This is a genomic window from Arenibacter catalasegens (genome assembly GCF_002909235.1).
Taxonomy (GTDB): Bacteria; Bacteroidota; Bacteroidia; order Flavobacteriales; family Flavobacteriaceae; genus Arenibacter; species Arenibacter catalasegens.
In genome coordinates this window covers 313,386-332,024 of sequence record NZ_PHQQ01000002.1, presented here as the reverse complement: position 1 = coordinate 332,024, position 18,639 = coordinate 313,386, and the positions used below count along the sequence as shown (strand labels likewise).

Here is an 18,639-nt window from a genome sequence, read left to right as displayed (position 1 = left end):
TTGAGCGTAAAACCTATTTGGCTTTCTTGCCTCTTGGGGTCTTGTTTTTTGTCTTGGATTTGGAACCTACTCTAGACATGGCACATCTAAATCCGATATAATCCGTTGCCATATATTGAGGTAAATACCTTCTTTGTGCTGGGTCTAACCAATAGGCCCTATCTCTCCAAGATCCACCTTTGAAAACCCTGACCTCGTCATTAATCAATGAGGTCCTGTTGTTGGATTTGTCATAAGCCCTTATGATATTTCCTGTGGAGTCCACTTGTACTTTGCTCACTGGGGAGTCGTACATTTTCTGTTCGTCCTCTTCTCCCTCACTAAACCTGTCGTAAAATCTTGTAGACCCCGGCTCGCCATCTCTATACCCACGGTTGTCACTTGATGAGAAATTAGTTCTTAAAAAGGTTTCTTTTTCATCTACAGGCACCATTTTTATTTCTCCTGGTAAATTTACTGCTACAATTTTTCCGTTTGGTAAGGTATCATAAACTATAGAATCTCGAATTACATTTACTTTTCCATCTTTTCCAATGGCCGTTTTCATATAAACGTTCCCTCGGTAATAGTTAAAGTCGCTCACCTCATCATCTACTATGGGTCGGTAAACATCTGCCACCCATTCGGCCACGTTTCCAGCCATGTCATATAATCCAAAATCATTTGGTTTGTAAGACTTAACTTCTGCTGTTATATCCGCACCGTCATCTGACCATCCGGCAATTCCGCCGTAATCACCTTTGCCTTGCTTAAAGTTGGCCAATTGATCTCCTCTGCCAACTCTTTGACCGCTTCTGGTATAGTCACCTTCCCAAGGATATTTTTTTCTTCCTCTATAGTTGTTGTATTCCCTACTTCCAATTTGTGCCTGGGCTGCGTATTCCCATTCTGTTTCCGTAGGTAATCTGTATTCTGGCAAAATTATTCCTGAACTTCTTTTAGCAAATACGGAAACTGAATCCTTCTTCATTTTTCCTTGTAAAGAATCTATTTGGCCGTTATACACAGATTCCGGCTTATTCAAATAGGCCTCAGTGCTAAAACCTCCTTCAGCCTCGCCGTTAATTACTTTGTATTTAGCCTCTTCTGAAAGATAGCCTTCCCTTTCCAACATTACCTCATTAACTCGGTCTGTCCTCCATTCTGCAAATTGTGTTGCCTGGATCCAACTAACACCTACTACAGGATATTCCGCATAAGCTGGGTGACGCAGGTAATTATTGGTCATAGTTTCATTGAACCCCAATCTGTTTCTCCACACCAAGGTATCTGGTAAAGCCCCGGTGTAAATATGTACATATTTTGGGTTTTCAGGGGGATATACACTCTTTAGGTAATCTAAATATTCCAAATACATTACATTGGTTACCTCAGTCTCATCCATATAGAAAGACTGTACGTGCTGCGAAGTGGCAATGTTGTTCCATTCGTGCATTACGTCATCTTGAACCTGTCCTTTTGTAAAGGTCCCACCTTCTACAAAGACTAGACCAGGCGCAGTTTCTTGCTCTTTAAAGTCTGAATTGTACTGAAATCCACCTTCCTTGGCGTTGATATTCCAGCCGGTAGCTCTTGAAACATTTTTTGAGGAGGATGAGTTTTTACAACTTGAAAAACCACCAGCTACAATAGCGCAAGAGAGTACAACTTTGATGAATTGTTTTTTCATAATTAGGACTTGAGTTCAAAAGACAAACTTCTTCTTAAAGGAGTTTGCGATTCATATTTTATTAATATTTTGTGTCGCTTTCGGCATATAAAACGATGATTAAGGCATAATATTTTGTTAATAGAAAAAAATTAATCAAATTATTTAAAATGCCAAAGCATCGCTTAACATCAATAACGACTTAAAATTTATTATAGTATGGACAATTGATAATTCTTCAAAAAATATCAATTATATGAATTTAGATGCAACCGTTTACTACAATAGTTATTCATATATTTATAACATGACCTTACAATAGGTATAGTGGGCTATATTTTTTTTGTAGTTTATATAAGATATTTGGAAAAAGGGCGTTTGACTATAATGAACCCAAATGAATAAATTTAGGTTTTATGGAATTATGATAGGAACCAAATCTTAATTATAATAAGTAAAAATGAAAAAATTATCACTACTTTTCTTACTCCTAATAGTGTGTAAAGTTTCTGCACAGGAAGACAGGGTAATTACAACAGCTGTGCCTTTTTTGACTATTGCTGCAGATGCGAGAGCATCAGGTATGGGAGATATGGGGGTTGCCACTTCTACAGACGCCTTTTCGCAACAGTGGAATCCCGCGAAATTTGCCTTTGCAGAAAGGAAAATGGGAATCGGACTTAGTTATACCCCTTATTTGGAAAGTATAATAACGGATATAGCATTGTTAAGTGCCAGTTTTCATAGTAAGATCAATGAAAGAAGTGCCTTTGCGTTTGGGATTAGATATTTTACTTTAGGAGAAATTGAACTTAGGCAATTTGCTGGTGATCAGGCAAGATTGGCCAAACCCAATGAAGTTGCTTTTGACGGATCCTATTCCTTAAAACTTAGCGAAACCTTTTCCATGGCCGTTTCAGGGCGATATATCAGCTCCAATCTCAAATTGCCAGATAACGGCAGCGAGGATTCTAAAGCGGCGAGTTCTTTCGCAGTGGATGTTTCTGGGTATTATCGGTCAAGGGAAATAGCTTATAGTAGCTTTGATGGCCGATGGAGGGCAGGTTTTAATGTTTCAAACCTTGGAAGTAAAATTAAATATGATGATGCTGGCCAAGAGAATTTTCTACCTACCAATTTGAAAGCCGGTGTTGGATTTGACTTTATTTTGGATCAAGATAATGTATTGGGGCTAACTACGGAATTTAATAAATTGTTGGTGCCAACACCACAAGATTATAATAATGATGGTGTCATAGATGGAACTGATAATGACCAATATCAGCAAACTACTTTTTTTGAAGGAGTTTTTAAGTCATTCGGTGATGCACCGGATGGTTTTAGTGAAGAGTTAAAAGAACTTACTTGGGCGCTTGGAGCGGAATACACCTATCAAAATGCGTTTATGTTAAGGACAGGTTATTTTAATGAAAGTGATTTAAAAGGCTCAAGAAAATTTTTCACCTTAGGTGCTGGATTTAGATTTAAATCGGCTCAAGTGGACTTGTCTTATTTATTCTCTTCTTCAAAGGTGAGAAACCCTCTGGAGAATACGTTGAGATTTTCCCTTACATTTAATTTAGGGGAGGAATTTTTGAATGATTAAGGTAATAAATCGTTTATAGTTTTAAGTAAAACCTGCCCACAAGCAGGTTTTACTTATTTTTGACTAATTGTATAGCGTTGATCAAATATGAATATAAGAAGGATATCGTTCGATCTTGTGGTTTATGAATCTGCCCGTGAACTTGAAGATCAAGATCAAATACTACTGAAAGAGGCAGTGATAGCGAGGAAAAAAGCCTATTCCCCTTATTCGAAATTTAATGTTGGTGCAGCCGTATTATTGAAAAATGGCGAAATTGTTACCGGTAACAACCAAGAAAATGCGTGCTATCCATCAGGCTTATGTGCAGAAAGAGTAGCAATATTTTATGCTTCTTCAAAATTTCCAGGAATTGCTATTCAGAGCATTGCCGTAAGCGCTACCTCTAAAAATTTTGTGGTCAATAAACCGGCGGCGCTTTGCGGGAATTGTAGGCAGTCCGTATCTGAATACGAAATAAAACAAAATAGCCCTATCTCTATAATCATGTCCGGGGAGACGGGAGAGATATTAAAGTGTAGCTCTGTTTCTGATATTCTTCCTTTGGCATTCAATAGTACTTTTCTTGGTTAGATTTAAAAATTACTGCATTATGTTTTTAAATTTCAGCAATTTCTCAACTATTCCCTATTTTGTTGCATATAATAGCATTATTGGAAGCTTTTGATTTAATTTTTTTTCCTATTGATTTATATATGTATTTTTGTTCTCCATTTTTGTCTTAAACTTGTTTTTGATAAATGCGAAATACTACATAAATTATCAATTAATGGAAAAAATAACCAAAGAGGTCTACCTTAAATGGTATGAGGACATGCTGTTCTGGAGAAAGTTTGAAGATAAACTTGCCGCAGTATACATTCAACAAAAAGTTCGTGGATTTTTACATCTTTACAATGGACAGGAAGCTGTTCTTGCAGGAGCATTGCACGCAATGGATCTTACCAAGGACAGGATGATTACCGCCTATAGGAACCATGTTCAACCAATAGGGATGGGTGTTGATCCCAAAAAAGTAATGGCCGAACTCTACGGTAAAGTTACCGGTACTTCCCAAGGGATGGGTGGGTCTATGCATATTTTTTCCAAAGAACACCGTTTTTATGGTGGCCATGGCATCGTAGGTGGTCAAATTCCTTTGGGAGCTGGATTGGCTTTTGCAGATAAATATTTCAAGAGAGATGCCGTAACCTTATGTTATATGGGTGATGGTGCGGTTAGACAAGGTTCACTTCACGAAAGTTTTAACTTGGCAATGCTTTGGCAATTACCCGTTGTATTTGTTTGTGAGAACAATGGCTATGCCATGGGAACATCAGTCGCAAGAACTTCACATTCAACGGAAATTTGGAAATTAGGTTTGGGATATGAAATGCCTTGTGGACCTGTAGACGGAATGGATCCGGTTACAGTGGCCAAGGAAATGAGTAAAGCTATTGATCGCGCCAGGTCTGGAGGTGGTCCAACTTTTCTGGAAATGAAAACCTATAGATATAGAGGTCATTCCATGTCGGATGCCCAACATTATAGAACAAAGGATGAGGTTGAGGAGTACAAGAAAATCGACCCAATATCCCAAGTATTGACGGTTATAAAAGACAATAAATATGCTTCGGATGCCCAGATAAAGGAAATTGATGCCAAAGTGAAAAAGTTGGTTATAGAATGCGAAAAATTTGCGGACGAATCGGATTATCCGCCTGTAAGTCAATTATATGACATGGTATACGATCAAAAAGATTATCCATTTGTACAACATAAAATATAAGTAAATGGCAGAGGTAATAAATATGCCAAGACTTAGCGATACCATGGAAGAAGGGACTGTTGCTAAGTGGCTAAAACAAGTAGGGGACAAGATAGAAGAAGGTGATATTTTGGCGGAGATTGAAACCGACAAAGCAACCATGGAATTCGAATCTTTTAATGAAGGAACTTTATTATATATTGGAATTAAGGAGGGAGATTCAGCACCGGTAGATACACTTTTAGCCATAATTGGTGAAAAAGGAGAGGATATTTCAGGATTGTTGAACAATTCTTCCTCAGATGCCAAGGAGGAAAAACAAGAGGAACCTGCGCCTGAGACCGTTGAAAAGGAGGTGCCACAGGCAAAAAGTGAAGCTGCTAAAATCCCTGAGGGGGTGGAAATAGTAAATATGCCACGCCTTAGTGATACTATGGAAGAGGGAACAGTTGCCAGCTGGTTGAAGAAAGTTGGGGACGAAGTTGAAGAAGGGGATATTCTAGCCGAAATAGAGACCGATAAGGCTACCATGGAATTTGAGTCTTTTTATTCAGGTATCTTACTGTATGTAGGTATTAAGGAAGGGGAAACAGCACCCGTAGATTCTGTACTTGCCGTAATTGGACCAAAGGGTACGGATGTTGATGCTGTATTGAGTGCAGGTTCTGCTGCAAAAGTAGAAAGTATTCCCGAAGAAACTAAAAAGTCTGAAAGTGCTTCTGCCAACAATAAGGAATCTGCGGTTATTACCACTAATGATGGTCAAAGAATTTTTGCATCGCCATTGGCCAAGAAAATAGCTCAGGATAAAGGAATTAATTTAGGGGAAGTTAAGGGCAGTGGAGATCAAGGTAGAATAATAAAAAAGGATGTTGAGGAATATCAGCCTGCTCAGAAAACGGGGGAAAAAGCAGTGTCTCAAGATAAGGCAGTGTCTTCACAAGCTGCTGTAGCGGCGCCTATTAATTTGCCAGTAGGGCAAGAGGGAACTGAAGAAGTGAAGAACTCTCAAATGCGCAAGGTAATTGCCAAGCGTCTGGGAGAATCTAAGTTTTCCGCACCGCATTACTATTTGACCATAGAGGTTGATATGGACTATGCCAAGATTTCAAGAGAACAAATCAATAGCTTGCCAGATACCAAGGTTTCTTATAACGATATGGTGGTAAAGGCTTGTGCTATGGCGTTAAAAAAACATCCACAAGTAAATACCTCATGGAACAATGATACTACAAGATATAATCACCACGTGCATATAGGAGTGGCAGTTGCGGTTGATGAAGGTCTTTTGGTGCCAGTATTGAAATTCGCCAATCAAATGACGCTAACTCAAATAGGTGCTTCAGTAAAGGATTTGGCAGGTAAGGCAAGGAATAAGAAAATTAGTCCAGCTGAAATGGAAGGCAGTACTTTTACCGTTTCTAATTTAGGGATGTTCGGGATTTCTGAATTTACCTCAATTATTAACCAACCTAATTCTGCCATACTATCTGTCGGCGCAATTGTCCAAAAGCCAGTAGTTAAAAATGGACAGATCGTTGTTGGGAATACCATGAAGGTAACCTTGGCATGTGATCATAGAACAGTTGATGGAGCCACAGGGGCCCAGTTCTTGCAAACACTAAGGGCATACTTGGAGAATCCGGTTACCATGCTGGCATAGTCCCAGAAAGGTATTTTCTTGCTCTGAATTTTTGGGTTAAGGCGTTTGTAGCCATTGAAAGAGGGAATAACATCAAGATAAAGTCCATAAACAATAATAGAAAAAGCATCCTGATTTTCAGGATGCTTTTTTATCTTTAAACCTGTATCATTTCTTCTTGCTATATGGTTTTGTTTGTGCATCTAACATGCCTCTCGTTAGCCTTGGAATGAGAATGAATATTTTTTAATAAGTATACAAAATCATTAAAAATTATTATATGAAAAACATAATTAGTCTTGCAATCCTTTCTCTAATTGTGGGTTGTGGTGCTACCAAGATAAACGAAACCGTAAGGCTAACGAATGGGGCCAATGGGTCTAGCACAATTAGCAATGATGTGGCTATTCTAAACGTTGCAAAGGAAGGCTCTATGTTGGATTTTTCTACCGTGGAAAGGGTAGGTGGAATAATAACCTATTTGGCTTCAGATGAGCTAAAGGGAAGGGAAGCCGGTACTGAGGGGATAGAAATGGCTGCTGAATACATAGAAGAAATTTTCGAAAATAATGGGATTAGGCCCTATTTTGAAAGTTACAGGGATACCTTGACCAATTTTGAGAAGCCAGCGTATAATGTGGTGGGGTATATTGAAGGCACGGACAAAAAATTGAAAAATGAATTTGTAATAATTGGTGCACACTATGACCATATAGGTGTAGCTGTCCCTGTATCCGATGATCTTATTGCCAATGGAGCCAATGATAATGCTTCGGGGACCACAGCCGTTTTAGAATTTGCTCGTTATTTCGGAAAATTTGGAAAGAATAAACGCAGTATAATTTTCGTCTTGTTCAGTGCCGAGGAAAAGGGACTCTTAGGGTCTAAGCACTTGGCTAAAAAACTCAAAGATCAAAATTTAAACCTATACGCCATGCTTAACTTCGAAATGGTTGGAGTTCCTTTGGTAGGGAAAGATTACTTTATGTATGTAACTGGATATGAGGAATCTAATTTGGCGGATATCTGCAATGGCTATGCCAAAGAGAAATTGGTTGGATTTTTACCTACAGCAAAAGAATTCAATTTGTTTCAGAGATCGGATAATTATCCGTTTCACAAGGAGTTTGGAGTTCCTTCCCAGACCTTTTGTACCTTTGACTTTACCAATTTTGACCACTACCATAAGGTAGGTGATGAGGCTACCATAATGGATTTTGATCATATGGCCTTATTGGTAAACAAAACTATTCCGATTTTAAAAAATATTATAAACTCCCCTACTAGGGAAATAGAATACAAATAATGGCGAATATTATAATTACAGGAAGTAGTAGGGGAATCGGTTTTCAAATGGCGCAGTTATTCGCCAATGAAGGGCACAAGGTGTTGGCCCTGTCAAGAAATAATTTGCCCATTGCGGCATTGGAACATTCAAATATCTCCAGTTTTTCCTTTGATTTGTCAAATTTGGCGGATTATGACCAGTTGGATGATTTCTTGAAAAAGAACTGGAAACAAGTAGATGTTCTTGTAAATAATGCTGGCAAATTATTGAATAAGCCATTTTTGGAAACCTCTATGAAAGAATTTGAAGAGGTGTACAAAGTCAATGTTTTTGGAGTGGCAAGCATTACTAAAAAAATAATCCCGCTGATGCCCAAAGATGGACATGTGGTTACCATAAGTTCTATGGGAGGTGTACAGGGTAGTGTGAAATTTCCGGGATTATCTGCCTACAGTTCCAGTAAAGCCGCCGTAATTACAATGACAGAATTATGGGCGGAAGAGTTTAAGGAATCCGGACCATCATTTAATGCGTTGGCCCTTGGAGCCGTGCAGACAGAAATGTTAGAGGAAGCTTTCCCTGGCTATTTGGCACCTACCACCGCTTTGGAAATGGCAAACTATATAAAGGATTTTGCACTTAATGGAAATAAGCTTTACAATGGTAAATTGCTACAGGTTTCCAATTCCACTCCTTAAATCATCTGAAAGATAATGAAAGAATACAAGTGTATTATATTCGATTGTGATGGGGTTTTGGTTGATAGCGAGGTGTTGGGTAATCAGGTGTTTGTGGATATGGCCAATGAAAATGGGGCTGAGATAGATATTTCCTATGCCATGCAGCATTTTAAAGGTGGTTTTTTAATGGACAGTATCAAACAAGTGGAGGCGATCATCCAAAAATCATTGCCCTTGGATTTTGAAAGAGAATATCGCCATAGATCCTACCAAATATTTTCGACGCATCTTAAACCGGTAGATGGTATTCAGGCGGTCCTGGAGAAATTGACTGTTCCGTTCTGTGTTGCATCCAGTGGCCCCCAGGAAAAAATTAAAAAGAATTTGGCTACTGCTGGTCTATTGTCCTTTTTTAATGATAATATCTACAGCTGTTATGATATTGAAAAATGGAAGCCCGATCCGGCAATTTATTTACATGCTTCAGCAGCTATGGGTTTTTTGCCCAATGAATGTCTGGTAATAGAAGATTCCTATAAGGGAGCGCTTGCAGCCACCTCTGGAGGATTTGATGTGTATGGGTATGATCTGCACAATGAAGATCCCAATTTTGAAAAGGAAGTTACCAAAACATTCGAACAAATGAAGGATTTGATATCCTTGTTAAAACTGTAGTCCACTGCCTTTTTTTAGTTAGGTTTTTAGTGGTTTGTTTCCGGAGATAAGACTGGCTATTGTTTTGGTTTGAGGAAATTGTTCCAGAATAATCTTGATAAAAACGGTAATGGGGATGGCCATAATTAATCCTGGTACGCCCCAGATATAACCCCAAAGCATCAACATTACCAATACGGTAATTATGTTTATAGAAAAGGACTTGCCCATAAATATAGGTTCCAATATTGATCCAAACAGAACCTGTACCCCGGTAATAGAAATCACAAAGAATAAAAGGGTACTTGAAGGCTCCAATTCAACGAACGCAAATAATGCTAGAAGGGCTACAGAAATGATGGATCCCACCATTTGAACAAAATTTATTGCAAAAGCGAATAACCCCCAAAAAATAGGGAAGCTTACGTCAAAAAATACACATGCCAGCCCAAATCCTATTCCTGTAAAAAGACTGACCAAGAATTTTACCTTAATGAATTTAATAATATCTTTTTCCACTTTAACAAATGTTTTAACCGAGGTATGCTTTTGTTTTAGAAGGGTGTTGTTCATTAATTTTTGGACGTTAATGGATTCTGCCAGCCAAAGCACTACAAAGAATACCGTCATTAAAATCATGGTAAGCGTATTTCCAATGAAGTCCAATGTTGTCCCAAAGTTCTTCATCATACTTTCTTTGGGGATAATATTATTAATGATACTTTCTTCCTTGGAATAGGGTATGCCTAGATAGTCCTCCATGCCTATTAATAAGGCTTCTAGTTTGGTCTCCGCTTTTTGGAAAAACGCATTGTCGGCAGATAGAATTTCCTTACTGGTAAGTTGAACTAGTTCCCCGCCAATTTTCAAAGCTCCTATAAAAATCAGTATAACAATAAAAATACTGATGGGTTTGGATACCTTCTTTTTGTTTAGCCAACGCATGATCGGCAGGAACAATAGTGCGATAAACATAGAGAAAATGAGGGGGATGAAGATAAATGAAAGAAGTTTTAGCAAATAAAACACTAGGGGCACTACGATAATAAGGAGTAGCTTATTGGTGGTTCTTAAATCGTTCATATATAATATAATAGTTATTTTTTTCAATGATTGTTGGGAATACAAATTTAGTTGAAAGAAGTTGTCTTTGGTAGTTAATAAAAATGTAAATATTGACTATTATCCTATTTTTCATCAAGGTTTAACTTAATTGTGGATAAATTCTTTGTGTTAATTCGATTAAGATCTTTTAATTTCTAATTTTGTTGCTATGCAGGACACTTTGGAAAAGTATCTTCCTGAAAGGGCGGTAGGTTTAAGTATGGAACTTATAAGGGAAAACGGCGTTCACCTAAAGATTGTAAATCAGAGGGTTACCCGTCATGGTGATTATAGGAGGATGCCCAATGGGACTCATCAAATTACTGTCAATGCTACTTTAAATAAATATCGATTTTTAATTACTTTGGTCCATGAAATAGCACATTTGGTTGCTTTTGAGAAATATGGTCGGAAAATAAAACCCCACGGCTTGGAGTGGAAAAGGTCATTTCAATATTTAATGTTACCATTTTTAAGGCCAGAAGTCTTCCCTACTAATCTTTTGCCTATGTTAGCCAGCCATTTTAGAAACCCAAAGGCGAGTAGTGATACGGATGCTAAGTTGTCATTGGCCTTGAAACAATTTGATATTCAGGATAAGGAAAAATCCTATATTTTTGAGCTGCCGCATGGCAGTATCTTTAGAATATATAATGGTAAACTATTTCAAAAGAAAAATAAAAGGGTAAAGCGGTACGAATGTGTTGAGGTGGCTACTGGCAGGGTGTATCTTTTTCAACCCAATGCCGAGGTAGAATTAATAAAAGATTAGAGAAGAGAATATGAATAAAAATTATTATGCCGTTTTAATGGCTGGTGGAGTGGGGTCCAGATTTTGGCCAATAAGCACAACTGCCTACCCTAAGCAGTTTCATGATATGTTGGGAACAGGGGATACCTTGATCCAGAAGACGTTTAAAAGGTTGTCCAAATTTATTCCGGTCGAAAATATATTAATCTTGACCAATGAAAGATATAACGAACTTGTCATTGAGCAATTGCCAGATATACAACAGGAACAAATAGTGCTGGAACCGGCTATGCGCAATACGGCTCCATGTATACTGTATGCTGCCCTAAAAATTCAGAAAATGAATCCCGATGCGGTTATGATTGTGGCTCCCAGTGATCATTGGATAGAGGATGAGGAGGCATTTGCCAAAGATGTTATAACCTGTTTTGATAAATGTAGTGAAGAAAATGTCCTATGCACCTTAGGCATAAAGCCAACTTTTCCCAATACTGGTTTTGGGTATATAGAATTTGACAAGGCAAATGATGCACCTTTAAAAAATGTGCGACAATTTAGGGAAAAGCCAGATTATGAAACCGCCAAGGATTTTATAAAACAAGGAAATTTTTTATGGAATGCCGGTATTTTTATGTGGAGCGTAAATACCATAGTTAATGCTTTTAAAAAATTTCAACCAGAACAATATGCTTTATTCCAGAGTGGGATGGAATATTACAATACCAACAAGGAAAGGGTTTTTATCAATGAAAATTATCCTAGGGCAGATAACGTGTCCATTGATTATGCGATTTTGGAACCCTCCAAAAATATTTTTGTCCTACCTGCTTCTTTCGATTGGAATGATCTAGGTACCTGGGGATCCCTCTACGATAAGTTGGATAAGGACGATAATAATAATGCTTTGGTGAACTGCCAAGTTTTGGCCGAGGATGCCCAAGGGAATATCATCCGCTCCCCAAAAGGTAAGATAATAGTCATTGATGGCCTAAAAGATTATATTGTAGTGGACAAAGAGGAGGTTTTACTGATATACCCTAAATCTAAGGAGCAGGACATAAAAAAAATACTTGCCAAGGTAAAGGATAAATTTGGGGCACATTTAGGATAGTTATGGAGGAAAATTTGAATAAGGATAAGAATCAGGTAGTGGTCGAAGGTAGCCGTGAAGACATTAAGAAGGATTTTAAAGGGCTGTTGGGAAGCACGAAAAAATTCCTCAGCGATTTGCTCGACATTCGTCAGAACACCGATCAAGAGGCAACCAAGGAATCTATTATTGCGGATATTCCTTTTAAAGGACATACCTCATGGATTTTAATTTGTTCCATTTTTATTGCCTCTGTAGGGCTTAACGCCAATTCCACGGCGGTAGTCATAGGTGCGATGTTAATTTCGCCCTTAATGGGTCCTATTTTAGGTATGGGGCTGTCATTGGCCATCAATGACATTGATACCTTAAGGCGGTCATTAAAGAATTTCGCTGTGATGGTAGCGCTAAGTGTTATTACTGCTTTTTTATTCTTTTACCTATTCCCTTTAAGAGATGAGTCTTCAGAGCTTCTAGCACGTACTGAACCAGATATACGAGATGTTCTGATTGCCTTTTTTGGGGGATTGGCGTTGGTTATTGCCCGTGCCAAAAAAGGTACCATAGCTAGCGTTATTTTTGGTGTGGCCATTGCCACAGCATTGATGCCGCCTTTATGTACTGTTGGTTTTGGGTTGGCAATAGGGAATTTTGGTTATGCCACTGGGGCCATGTATCTCTTTACCATAAATACCATTTTTATTGGGTTGGCCACTTTTTTGGTCATAAAATTATTGCGTTTTCCTATGGTGCGCTATGCCAATTCACAACGTAGAAGGTTCATAGCCAGAATGGCATCAATAGTGGCAATTTTAGTAATGATTCCTGCCGGATTTACATTTTACGATGTGTTTCAGGAGTCTCTATTTAAAAAAGAAGCCAATCAGTTTGTGACCAATAATGTTGTACCCTACAAATTGCCCGGTGAGGGCCGGTATTTAGAGAATTTAACCGACATTCAATACAATCATGGGAAGGATGGTTATATAGAATTGGTATTTATGGGGAACGAAACCGTTCCAGATAATGTGATTGCCACTTGGAACTCCCAGAAAAACACTTTTAATAAGCTTAAAAATGTGGAATTGAAGATTGTTCAGGGATCTAAAAATTTGGAATTAGATCAAATGAAGTATGTCAGCGAATTGTACGAATCCAAAAAAGCGGAACTACTCAGTAAGGAACAACAAATTCAGGTTTTAAAGGAGGAGGTTGGCAAAATGAGCAAAATTGTTGATCAGCAGATTCCCTTTCAGGAAATTAGCGCGGAAGCCAAGGCGAATTACGAAAATTTAACCAGTTTGGGTTTTTCATATACCATTACAACAGACTTTAATAAACTGGATACTATCCCTGTTTTTAATGTTCAGTGGAAAAAAGGATTGCCTGCAAAGCAAATAAAAACGGATTCCCAAAAGCTAACGGAATGGTTGCGTTTAAGGTTAAAGAACTCTAAGGTTCAGGTCCGGGAGGAACAAACCTAATTCCGTTCTTCAATGTACATCTGGCGTACTTTTTTAAATAATTCCGAGGAATATACGAAGTCGGTTACGGCTTCGTTATCGGTTTTAAAAATTTCCTTGTTACTGCCTTCCCACTCCTTTAGGCCATTTTTAAGGAATATTATCTTTTCACCAATTTCCATAACAGAATTCATGTCATGGGTATTGATTACAGTGGTAATGTCGTATTCTTGGGTTATTTCGTGAATAAGATTGTCTATGAGGATAGCCGTTTTGGGGTCTAGTCCCGAATTGGGTTCATCACAGAATAAATATTTTGGATTCATTACAATGGCCCTTGCAATAGCAACTCTTTTCTGCATACCTCCAGAAATTTCCGATGGATATTTATGATGGGCATCAACCAGATTGACCCTTTTTAGTACAAAATCTACCCGATCCTGCATTTCTGATTTGGATTGTTTGGTAAACATGCCCAGGGGGAACATAACATTGCCTTGGACTGTCATGGAATCAAAAAGAGCACTTCCCTGAAAAACCATTCCCATTTCCTGTCTTAAATCCCTTTGTTCTCTAGTCGATAGTTTGGCATACATTTTTCCATCGTAACTGATAGAACCCTTTTCAGGAGTGAAAAGGCCTAAAAGGCATTTTAAAAAAACTGTTTTTCCCGATCCGCTTTGCCCTATGATCAAATTGGTCTTGCCTTTTTCAAAGCTGGAACTGACACCTTTTAAAATATGCGCGTCTCCAAACGATTTATGAATATTGTCTACTTCTATCATTAGCCCAAAAGTAATTGCGTTAAAATGTAATTTACAATAATAATAACAACACTAGTCCAAACAAAGGAGGTAGTACTGGCCTTCCCAACTTCTAAGGCCCCTCCCTTCATATAGTATCCGTGAAAGGACGGTATGGTGGCAATTATTAGTGCAAATACTATTGATTTAACAAAGGAATAAGTGATATGAAAGGGAATAAAGTCTAATTGTAGACCTTCAACGAAGTCTGCACTGGAACTGAAGCCTCCGAAAACACCTGCTGTCCATCCTCCAAATATACCCACATACATAGCTATTGCAATCACAAAGGGATAAAACAACATGGCTATTATTTTTGGAAAAACCAGATAATTCAATGAGTTTACGCCCATAATCTCTAGGGCATCAATTTGTTCCGTTACTCTCATTGTACCTATACTGGACGTTATGTAGGACCCCACTTTTCCAGCCATAATAATGGAGGTGAATGTAGGTGCAAATTCTAGGATTACGGATTGCCTAGTGGCAAAGCCGATTAAATTTCGAGGAATTAGCGGGTTGGTTATGTTCAATGCCGTCTGTATGGCAACTACTCCCCCTATAAAAAAAGAAATGAAAATAATAATGCCCATGGAACCATAGACCAATTCGTCAATTTCCTTTAAAATTAAAGTTCTCATTACTGACCATTTGGTGGGTTTTTTAAAAACCTCTATGATCATAATAAAATAACTGCCGATGGATGCAAGGTAATTCATTCAATATGTGATATTGCTTAGGAATGTAAAAATAACAATATTAAGAATCATTTAACTTCCATTTAAAATTTAAAGGTTTTATTTCTATATTTTTGTTTTTTTAAAAATTTAAAAATGCAAAATAAAAGTCTACTGCTATTATTTTTATTGCTGTTTGTGGGATTTAATCCTGGGAAGGTGAATGCGCAACGCAAATCTAAAAAAGATAAGGTTGAGTCCTTAAAGAACAAGGAGGTAATCGCTGTGCCTAATATTGCTACAACACCGAAATTAGTGGTCGGAATTGTAGTAGATCAGATGCGGTACGATTATTTAACTCGTTTTTGGGATCATTATGGAGAAGGCGGATTTAAGCGATTGGTAAATGAGGGCTTCAATTGTAAGAATAATCATTTTAATTATGCGCCAACGGTAACCGGTGCTGGACACGCTTCTGTTTATACGGGGACAACTCCATCTGTACATGGTATAATCGCCAACGATTGGTATGATAAATATGCCGATGAAAGTGTTTATTGTGCAGGTGATAATAATTATAATTCTGTTGGAACATCTTCCGATGCCGGTAAAATGTCCCCACATAGAATGCAAACAACCACAATTACAGATCAAGTAAAGTTGCATACCCAGATGAGGGGGAAAGTAATTGCCATTGCGATAAAGGATAGAGGAGCTGTTTTGCCTGGTGGACATGCTGCGAATGGGGCTTATTGGTTTGATGGAGGAGATGCAGGTAACTGGATTACTAGTTCTTATTATATGAACGAATTGCCTAAATGGGTAACTGAATTTAATGCGCAAAAAAGTGTAAATCAATACAAAAAGCCTTGGACCACCTTGAAAGATATGAATACCTATTTGGAAAGTGGTACGGATAATAATCATTATGAGGGGCTTTTTAAAGGGCAGTCCACTCCAACATTTCCACATGATTTGGCAGCTTTGTGGGATGATAATGGTAAGTATAGTATCCTAAAAAGTACCCCCTATGGGAATAGTTTAACAGCTGACTTTGCCATAGAGGCAGTTGATAAGGAATTACTGGGGGCAGATAGTATTACCGATTTCTTGGCTATAAGTTTTTCAAGTACGGATTATGTTGGGCATAAATGGGGGGTAAATTCTAAAGAGGTTGAGGACACCTATTTACGTCTGGATAAGGACTTGGCAAGGCTATTTAGTAGATTAGATCAAAAGGTAGGTTCTGGGGAGTATACTGTTTTTCTAACCGCGGATCATGCCGCCATTGATGTTCCCGCTTATTTAAGGGATCAAAAACTTCCGGCAGCGGCCTTGGCGTCCGATAATTTTAATAATAGACTTTCGGAATATCTGAAATATACCTTTGGGACTACTGATATTTTGAAGAATACATCCAACAATCAATTGTTTCTAGATTATAAGGTTATTAAAGGTTTGGATTTGGAGATAGCTGAAGTAGAGGAGGCTATTGCGCTGGAGTTAATACAATATGATGGCATATATAATGTATTTACGGCCAATCAGATGTGGCAAAATCAATATACAAGAGGACTCCCCTACATTGTTCAAAATGGATACAATCAAAAACGTTCTGGAGAGGTATTGATGGTCTTCGATCCTGGAAGTGGGAAATACGGAGATACAGGGTCAACACATGGTTCTCCATGGAATTATGACACTCATGCACCATTGTTATTTTATGGGAAAGGGATAAAGAAAGGGAGTACGGTTAATAGAACAGAAATTCCTGATATAGCTCCTACCATAGCAGCTTTAATGGGAATGAATGCTCCTTCAGGTACTACAGGAGAGCCCATTGCAGAGGTAATCAACAAATAGTAATACAAGTATAAATATAAAAGCCAAACTTTTCGTTTATTTGAAAAGTTTGGCTTTTATATTTCTCCATCTTAGCTGGCGAATAAACTTGCCTTCTATAGGGCTTACCAAAAAATCTGCTTTTTCTTTCCTTGCTAAAAGGTAGCCTTGCAGGTTATCCAAAAATGCCTTTGGTTTTTTTTGTTTTAGGGCCATTTTTAGGGAAGCAATCAAGGTAATTCGAAAACCGTACCTCATAGTATACATCGCTTTTCCTTGAAGTAGTTTGGCTTTTTTGTTATAAGCATTGCCTAATGGTCGTAAGTGTTGGGCATGCAAGGAAGTATCGGTATATATGTTATAACCGTTATATTGGGACAACAACTCGTCAACCGTATCCCATCCCATGGCGGTCTTTAGTCCCCCAATGGTCTTAAAACAACTTTTTCTATAGGCTTTAAATGCACCACGGACATGATTTTTATCCATAGGGTGATTTAATTTCCATTCTCCGTTTTTGTCCTGTTCAAAGATAAATCCGCCAGCTATACCAATTTTTGGGTCGTTTGAAAATATCTGGGCTATTCTTTCGAAATACGTATCTGGAAGAATGATGTCGGCATCTAATTTCACTAAAAAATCATAGTCGTCATCTAACAGTTCCAATCCTTTGTTAAAAGCATTGACGACTTTACTGCCCGGCATATGGGCAGTGGAGGATTTGGTGTTGACCTTGTGAACAAATTCATGTTCTGAAGCAAAATGGTCTATTATCTGCTCTGTCTTATCTGTTGAATTATCATTTACTACAATAACTTTTTTTGCAGGCATGGTTTGTTTCACCACAGATTGCAGACTTTCCTTTAAGAATAGGTCTTCATTATGTGCAGGGATAATAATATAATAATTCACCTGTATAATTGTATTTGTTTTCTAGTTTACTAACCTATAAGATGTGTGCATTGCACAGGTTTAAACATTAGATGTTGATCGTTATTCGCGTTTCTTGCTGATGGTGCATTTCCTAATTCTTTTCGCGCTCATGGGCTCCAATGGAATTTGCACGATGTCCGGCTATTCTTTCCGCGTAAACAATGTAATATCTAGGGGTAAAACTCCTTAACAGAGGTCTAATACCTATTTTTTTGACAGGATTGGTCCATTTTGCCCGATCCTTTATTTCCCAACCCGCCTTTTCAAGTAACCAGTCAAATTGCCAGTCCTCAAATTCATGGTAGTGTCTATCCCATGCGTCGGTCTTACTTCTATATGCTGGTGAAAACCATAATTTTAAAGGAATGCTCGCCACCAATCTATCTGTTTTTACTTGGCTGAGAATATTTAATGGAGCTAATAAATGTTCAAAGATTTCGAAGGCTGTTGTAACTTCAGCTTTTGTGGACAGTGCAGAAGTAAAATCAAGGTCCAAATCTTCTCCCTTTGTATTTTCTACGGTGTATCCATTTTCTTTCATAATCTTGGAAAAGGGATTTTCAATGCCAAGATCTAATATGGATTGGTCCGTGGATACATGTTTTTGAAGAAAAGCTAGGGTATGTTTAAAACGTTTATTTGGAAATGTTTTCTCGTACATCAGTTGTAATCCGGTTTGTGGTTTAAAATTGTTCGTTTTGTGGTTTACCA

Annotated in this window: 17 protein-coding genes; 11 read left to right on the top strand and 6 right to left on the bottom strand. The window is 38.0% G+C overall.

Annotated elements, in window-relative coordinates; all coding sequences use genetic code 11:
- Nucleotides 1-13: 13 nt before the first annotated feature.
- Nucleotides 14-1,669 carry a gliding motility lipoprotein GldJ gene (gldJ, locus tag CWD90_RS03330; RefSeq protein ID WP_103474501.1) on the bottom strand — a complete coding sequence of 552 codons (1,656 nt, stop codon included), beginning with the start codon at nucleotides 1,667-1,669 and terminating at the stop codon, nucleotides 14-16.
- A 439-nt stretch (nucleotides 1,670-2,108) separates the two neighbouring features.
- Here gldJ and porV point away from each other — a divergent pair, with 439 nt between their 5' ends.
- From porV to CWD90_RS03295, 7 genes are all read left to right on the top strand, one after another.
- Complete coding sequence (gene porV / locus CWD90_RS03325; RefSeq protein WP_103474500.1) at nucleotides 2,109-3,254, top strand: type IX secretion system outer membrane channel protein PorV; 1,146 nt, start codon at nucleotides 2,109-2,111, stop codon at nucleotides 3,252-3,254.
- A gap of 87 nt (nucleotides 3,255-3,341) precedes the next feature.
- Nucleotides 3,342-3,827, top strand: coding sequence for a cytidine deaminase (locus CWD90_RS03320; protein ID WP_103474499.1), 486 nt, complete (start codon nucleotides 3,342-3,344; stop codon nucleotides 3,825-3,827).
- 196 nt (nucleotides 3,828-4,023) lie between these two features.
- On the top strand, nucleotides 4,024-5,022 hold the full coding sequence (gene pdhA / locus CWD90_RS03315) for a pyruvate dehydrogenase (acetyl-transferring) E1 component subunit alpha (RefSeq protein ID WP_103474498.1): 999 nt from the start codon (nucleotides 4,024-4,026) through the stop codon (nucleotides 5,020-5,022).
- A gap of 4 nt (nucleotides 5,023-5,026) precedes the next feature.
- The gene (locus CWD90_RS03310) at nucleotides 5,027-6,664 is read left to right on the top strand and encodes a pyruvate dehydrogenase complex dihydrolipoamide acetyltransferase (protein WP_103474497.1); all 1,638 of its coding nucleotides are present in this window, start codon (nucleotides 5,027-5,029) and stop codon (nucleotides 6,662-6,664) included.
- A gap of 259 nt (nucleotides 6,665-6,923) precedes the next feature.
- Nucleotides 6,924-7,949, top strand: a complete 1,026-nt coding sequence (locus tag CWD90_RS03305; protein ID WP_103474496.1) for a M28 family metallopeptidase — start codon at nucleotides 6,924-6,926, stop codon at nucleotides 7,947-7,949.
- Complete coding sequence (locus CWD90_RS03300) at nucleotides 7,949-8,629, top strand: SDR family NAD(P)-dependent oxidoreductase (protein ID WP_103474495.1); 681 nt, start codon at nucleotides 7,949-7,951, stop codon at nucleotides 8,627-8,629. The genes CWD90_RS03305 and CWD90_RS03300 overlap by 1 nt, the downstream gene beginning before the upstream one ends.
- Before the next feature lie 15 nt (nucleotides 8,630-8,644).
- Entirely contained in the window at nucleotides 8,645-9,286 is a 642-nt protein-coding gene (locus CWD90_RS03295; protein WP_103474494.1) for an HAD family hydrolase, read from the top strand.
- An 18-nt stretch (nucleotides 9,287-9,304) separates the two neighbouring features.
- Here the strand turns inward: CWD90_RS03295 and CWD90_RS03290 are convergent, their stop codons facing one another.
- A complete protein-coding gene (locus tag CWD90_RS03290) occupies nucleotides 9,305-10,348 on the bottom strand; it encodes an AI-2E family transporter (RefSeq protein ID WP_103474493.1) in 1,044 nt (347 codons plus the stop codon).
- Nucleotides 10,349-10,538: 190 nt separating this feature from the next.
- On the opposite strand from CWD90_RS03290, the gene CWD90_RS03285 reads away from it, so the two are divergent.
- From CWD90_RS03285 to CWD90_RS03275, 3 genes are read left to right on the top strand one after another with little or no spacing between them, the layout of a single operon-like run.
- The gene (locus CWD90_RS03285) at nucleotides 10,539-11,141 is read left to right on the top strand and encodes a SprT-like domain-containing protein (protein WP_103474492.1); all 603 of its coding nucleotides are present in this window, start codon (nucleotides 10,539-10,541) and stop codon (nucleotides 11,139-11,141) included.
- Between the two features lie 10 nt (nucleotides 11,142-11,151).
- A complete protein-coding gene (locus tag CWD90_RS03280; protein WP_103474491.1) occupies nucleotides 11,152-12,231 on the top strand; it encodes a mannose-1-phosphate guanylyltransferase in 1,080 nt (359 codons plus the stop codon).
- 2 nt (nucleotides 12,232-12,233) lie between these two features.
- Nucleotides 12,234-13,694 carry a DUF389 domain-containing protein gene (locus CWD90_RS03275; protein ID WP_103474490.1) on the top strand — a complete coding sequence of 487 codons (1,461 nt, stop codon included), beginning with the start codon at nucleotides 12,234-12,236 and terminating at the stop codon, nucleotides 13,692-13,694.
- On the opposite strand, the gene CWD90_RS03270 is transcribed toward CWD90_RS03275, so the two are convergent.
- Both CWD90_RS03270 and CWD90_RS03265 read right to left on the bottom strand, forming a co-directional pair.
- Entirely contained in the window at nucleotides 13,691-14,458 is a 768-nt protein-coding gene (locus tag CWD90_RS03270; RefSeq protein WP_103474489.1) for an ABC transporter ATP-binding protein, read from the bottom strand. The genes CWD90_RS03275 and CWD90_RS03270 overlap by 4 nt on opposite strands.
- The gene (locus CWD90_RS03265) at nucleotides 14,458-15,195 is read right to left on the bottom strand and encodes an MlaE family ABC transporter permease (protein WP_103474488.1); all 738 of its coding nucleotides are present in this window, start codon (nucleotides 15,193-15,195) and stop codon (nucleotides 14,458-14,460) included. Before CWD90_RS03265 ends, CWD90_RS03270 begins: the two co-directional genes overlap by 1 nt.
- 114 nt (nucleotides 15,196-15,309) lie before the next feature.
- On the opposite strand from CWD90_RS03265, the gene pafA reads away from it, so the two are divergent.
- Nucleotides 15,310-17,016, top strand: a complete 1,707-nt coding sequence (gene pafA, locus CWD90_RS03260; protein ID WP_103474487.1) for an alkaline phosphatase PafA — start codon at nucleotides 15,310-15,312, stop codon at nucleotides 17,014-17,016.
- A 36-nt stretch (nucleotides 17,017-17,052) separates the two neighbouring features.
- On the opposite strand, the gene CWD90_RS03255 is transcribed toward pafA, so the two are convergent.
- Nucleotides 17,053-17,907, bottom strand: a complete 855-nt coding sequence (locus CWD90_RS03255; RefSeq protein WP_103474486.1) for a glycosyltransferase family 2 protein — start codon at nucleotides 17,905-17,907, stop codon at nucleotides 17,053-17,055.
- A gap of 112 nt (nucleotides 17,908-18,019) precedes the next feature.
- Nucleotides 18,020-18,589: a methyltransferase gene (locus tag CWD90_RS03250; RefSeq protein ID WP_103474584.1), complete on the bottom strand. Its 570-nt coding sequence runs from the start codon at nucleotides 18,587-18,589 to the stop codon at nucleotides 18,020-18,022.
- Between the last annotated feature and the right edge of the window lie 50 nt (nucleotides 18,590-18,639).

Bases quoted from the DNA above. Each gene is read 5' to 3' on its own strand.
- CWD90_RS03310 (WP_103474497.1), top strand. From the start codon at position 5,027: ATGGCAGAGGTAATAAATATGCCAAGACTTAGCGATACCATGGAAGAA.
- CWD90_RS03320 (WP_103474499.1), top strand. From the start codon at position 3,342: ATGAATATAAGAAGGATATCGTTCGATCTTGTGGTTTATGAATCTGCC.
- CWD90_RS03305 (WP_103474496.1), top strand. From the start codon at position 6,924: ATGAAAAACATAATTAGTCTTGCAATCCTTTCTCTAATTGTGGGTTGT.
- CWD90_RS03270 (WP_103474489.1), bottom strand. From the start codon at position 14,458: ATGATAGAAGTAGACAATATTCATAAATCGTTTGGAGACGCGCATATT.
- CWD90_RS03250 (WP_103474584.1), bottom strand. From the start codon at position 18,589: ATGTACGAGAAAACATTTCCAAATAAACGTTTTAAACATACCCTAGCT.
- CWD90_RS03295 (WP_103474494.1), top strand. From the start codon at position 8,645: ATGAAAGAATACAAGTGTATTATATTCGATTGTGATGGGGTTTTGGTT.
- CWD90_RS03280 (WP_103474491.1), top strand. From the start codon at position 11,152: ATGAATAAAAATTATTATGCCGTTTTAATGGCTGGTGGAGTGGGGTCC.
- pdhA (WP_103474498.1), top strand. From the start codon at position 4,024: ATGGAAAAAATAACCAAAGAGGTCTACCTTAAATGGTATGAGGACATG.
- porV (WP_103474500.1), top strand. From the start codon at position 2,109: ATGAAAAAATTATCACTACTTTTCTTACTCCTAATAGTGTGTAAAGTT.
- CWD90_RS03265 (WP_103474488.1), bottom strand. From the start codon at position 15,195: ATGAATTACCTTGCATCCATCGGCAGTTATTTTATTATGATCATAGAG.
- pafA (WP_103474487.1), top strand. From the start codon at position 15,310: ATGCAAAATAAAAGTCTACTGCTATTATTTTTATTGCTGTTTGTGGGA.
- gldJ (WP_103474501.1), bottom strand. From the start codon at position 1,669: ATGAAAAAACAATTCATCAAAGTTGTACTCTCTTGCGCTATTGTAGCT.
- CWD90_RS03300 (WP_103474495.1), top strand. From the start codon at position 7,949: ATGGCGAATATTATAATTACAGGAAGTAGTAGGGGAATCGGTTTTCAA.
- CWD90_RS03275 (WP_103474490.1), top strand. From the start codon at position 12,234: ATGGAGGAAAATTTGAATAAGGATAAGAATCAGGTAGTGGTCGAAGGT.
- CWD90_RS03290 (WP_103474493.1), bottom strand. From the start codon at position 10,348: ATGAACGATTTAAGAACCACCAATAAGCTACTCCTTATTATCGTAGTG.
- CWD90_RS03285 (WP_103474492.1), top strand. From the start codon at position 10,539: ATGCAGGACACTTTGGAAAAGTATCTTCCTGAAAGGGCGGTAGGTTTA.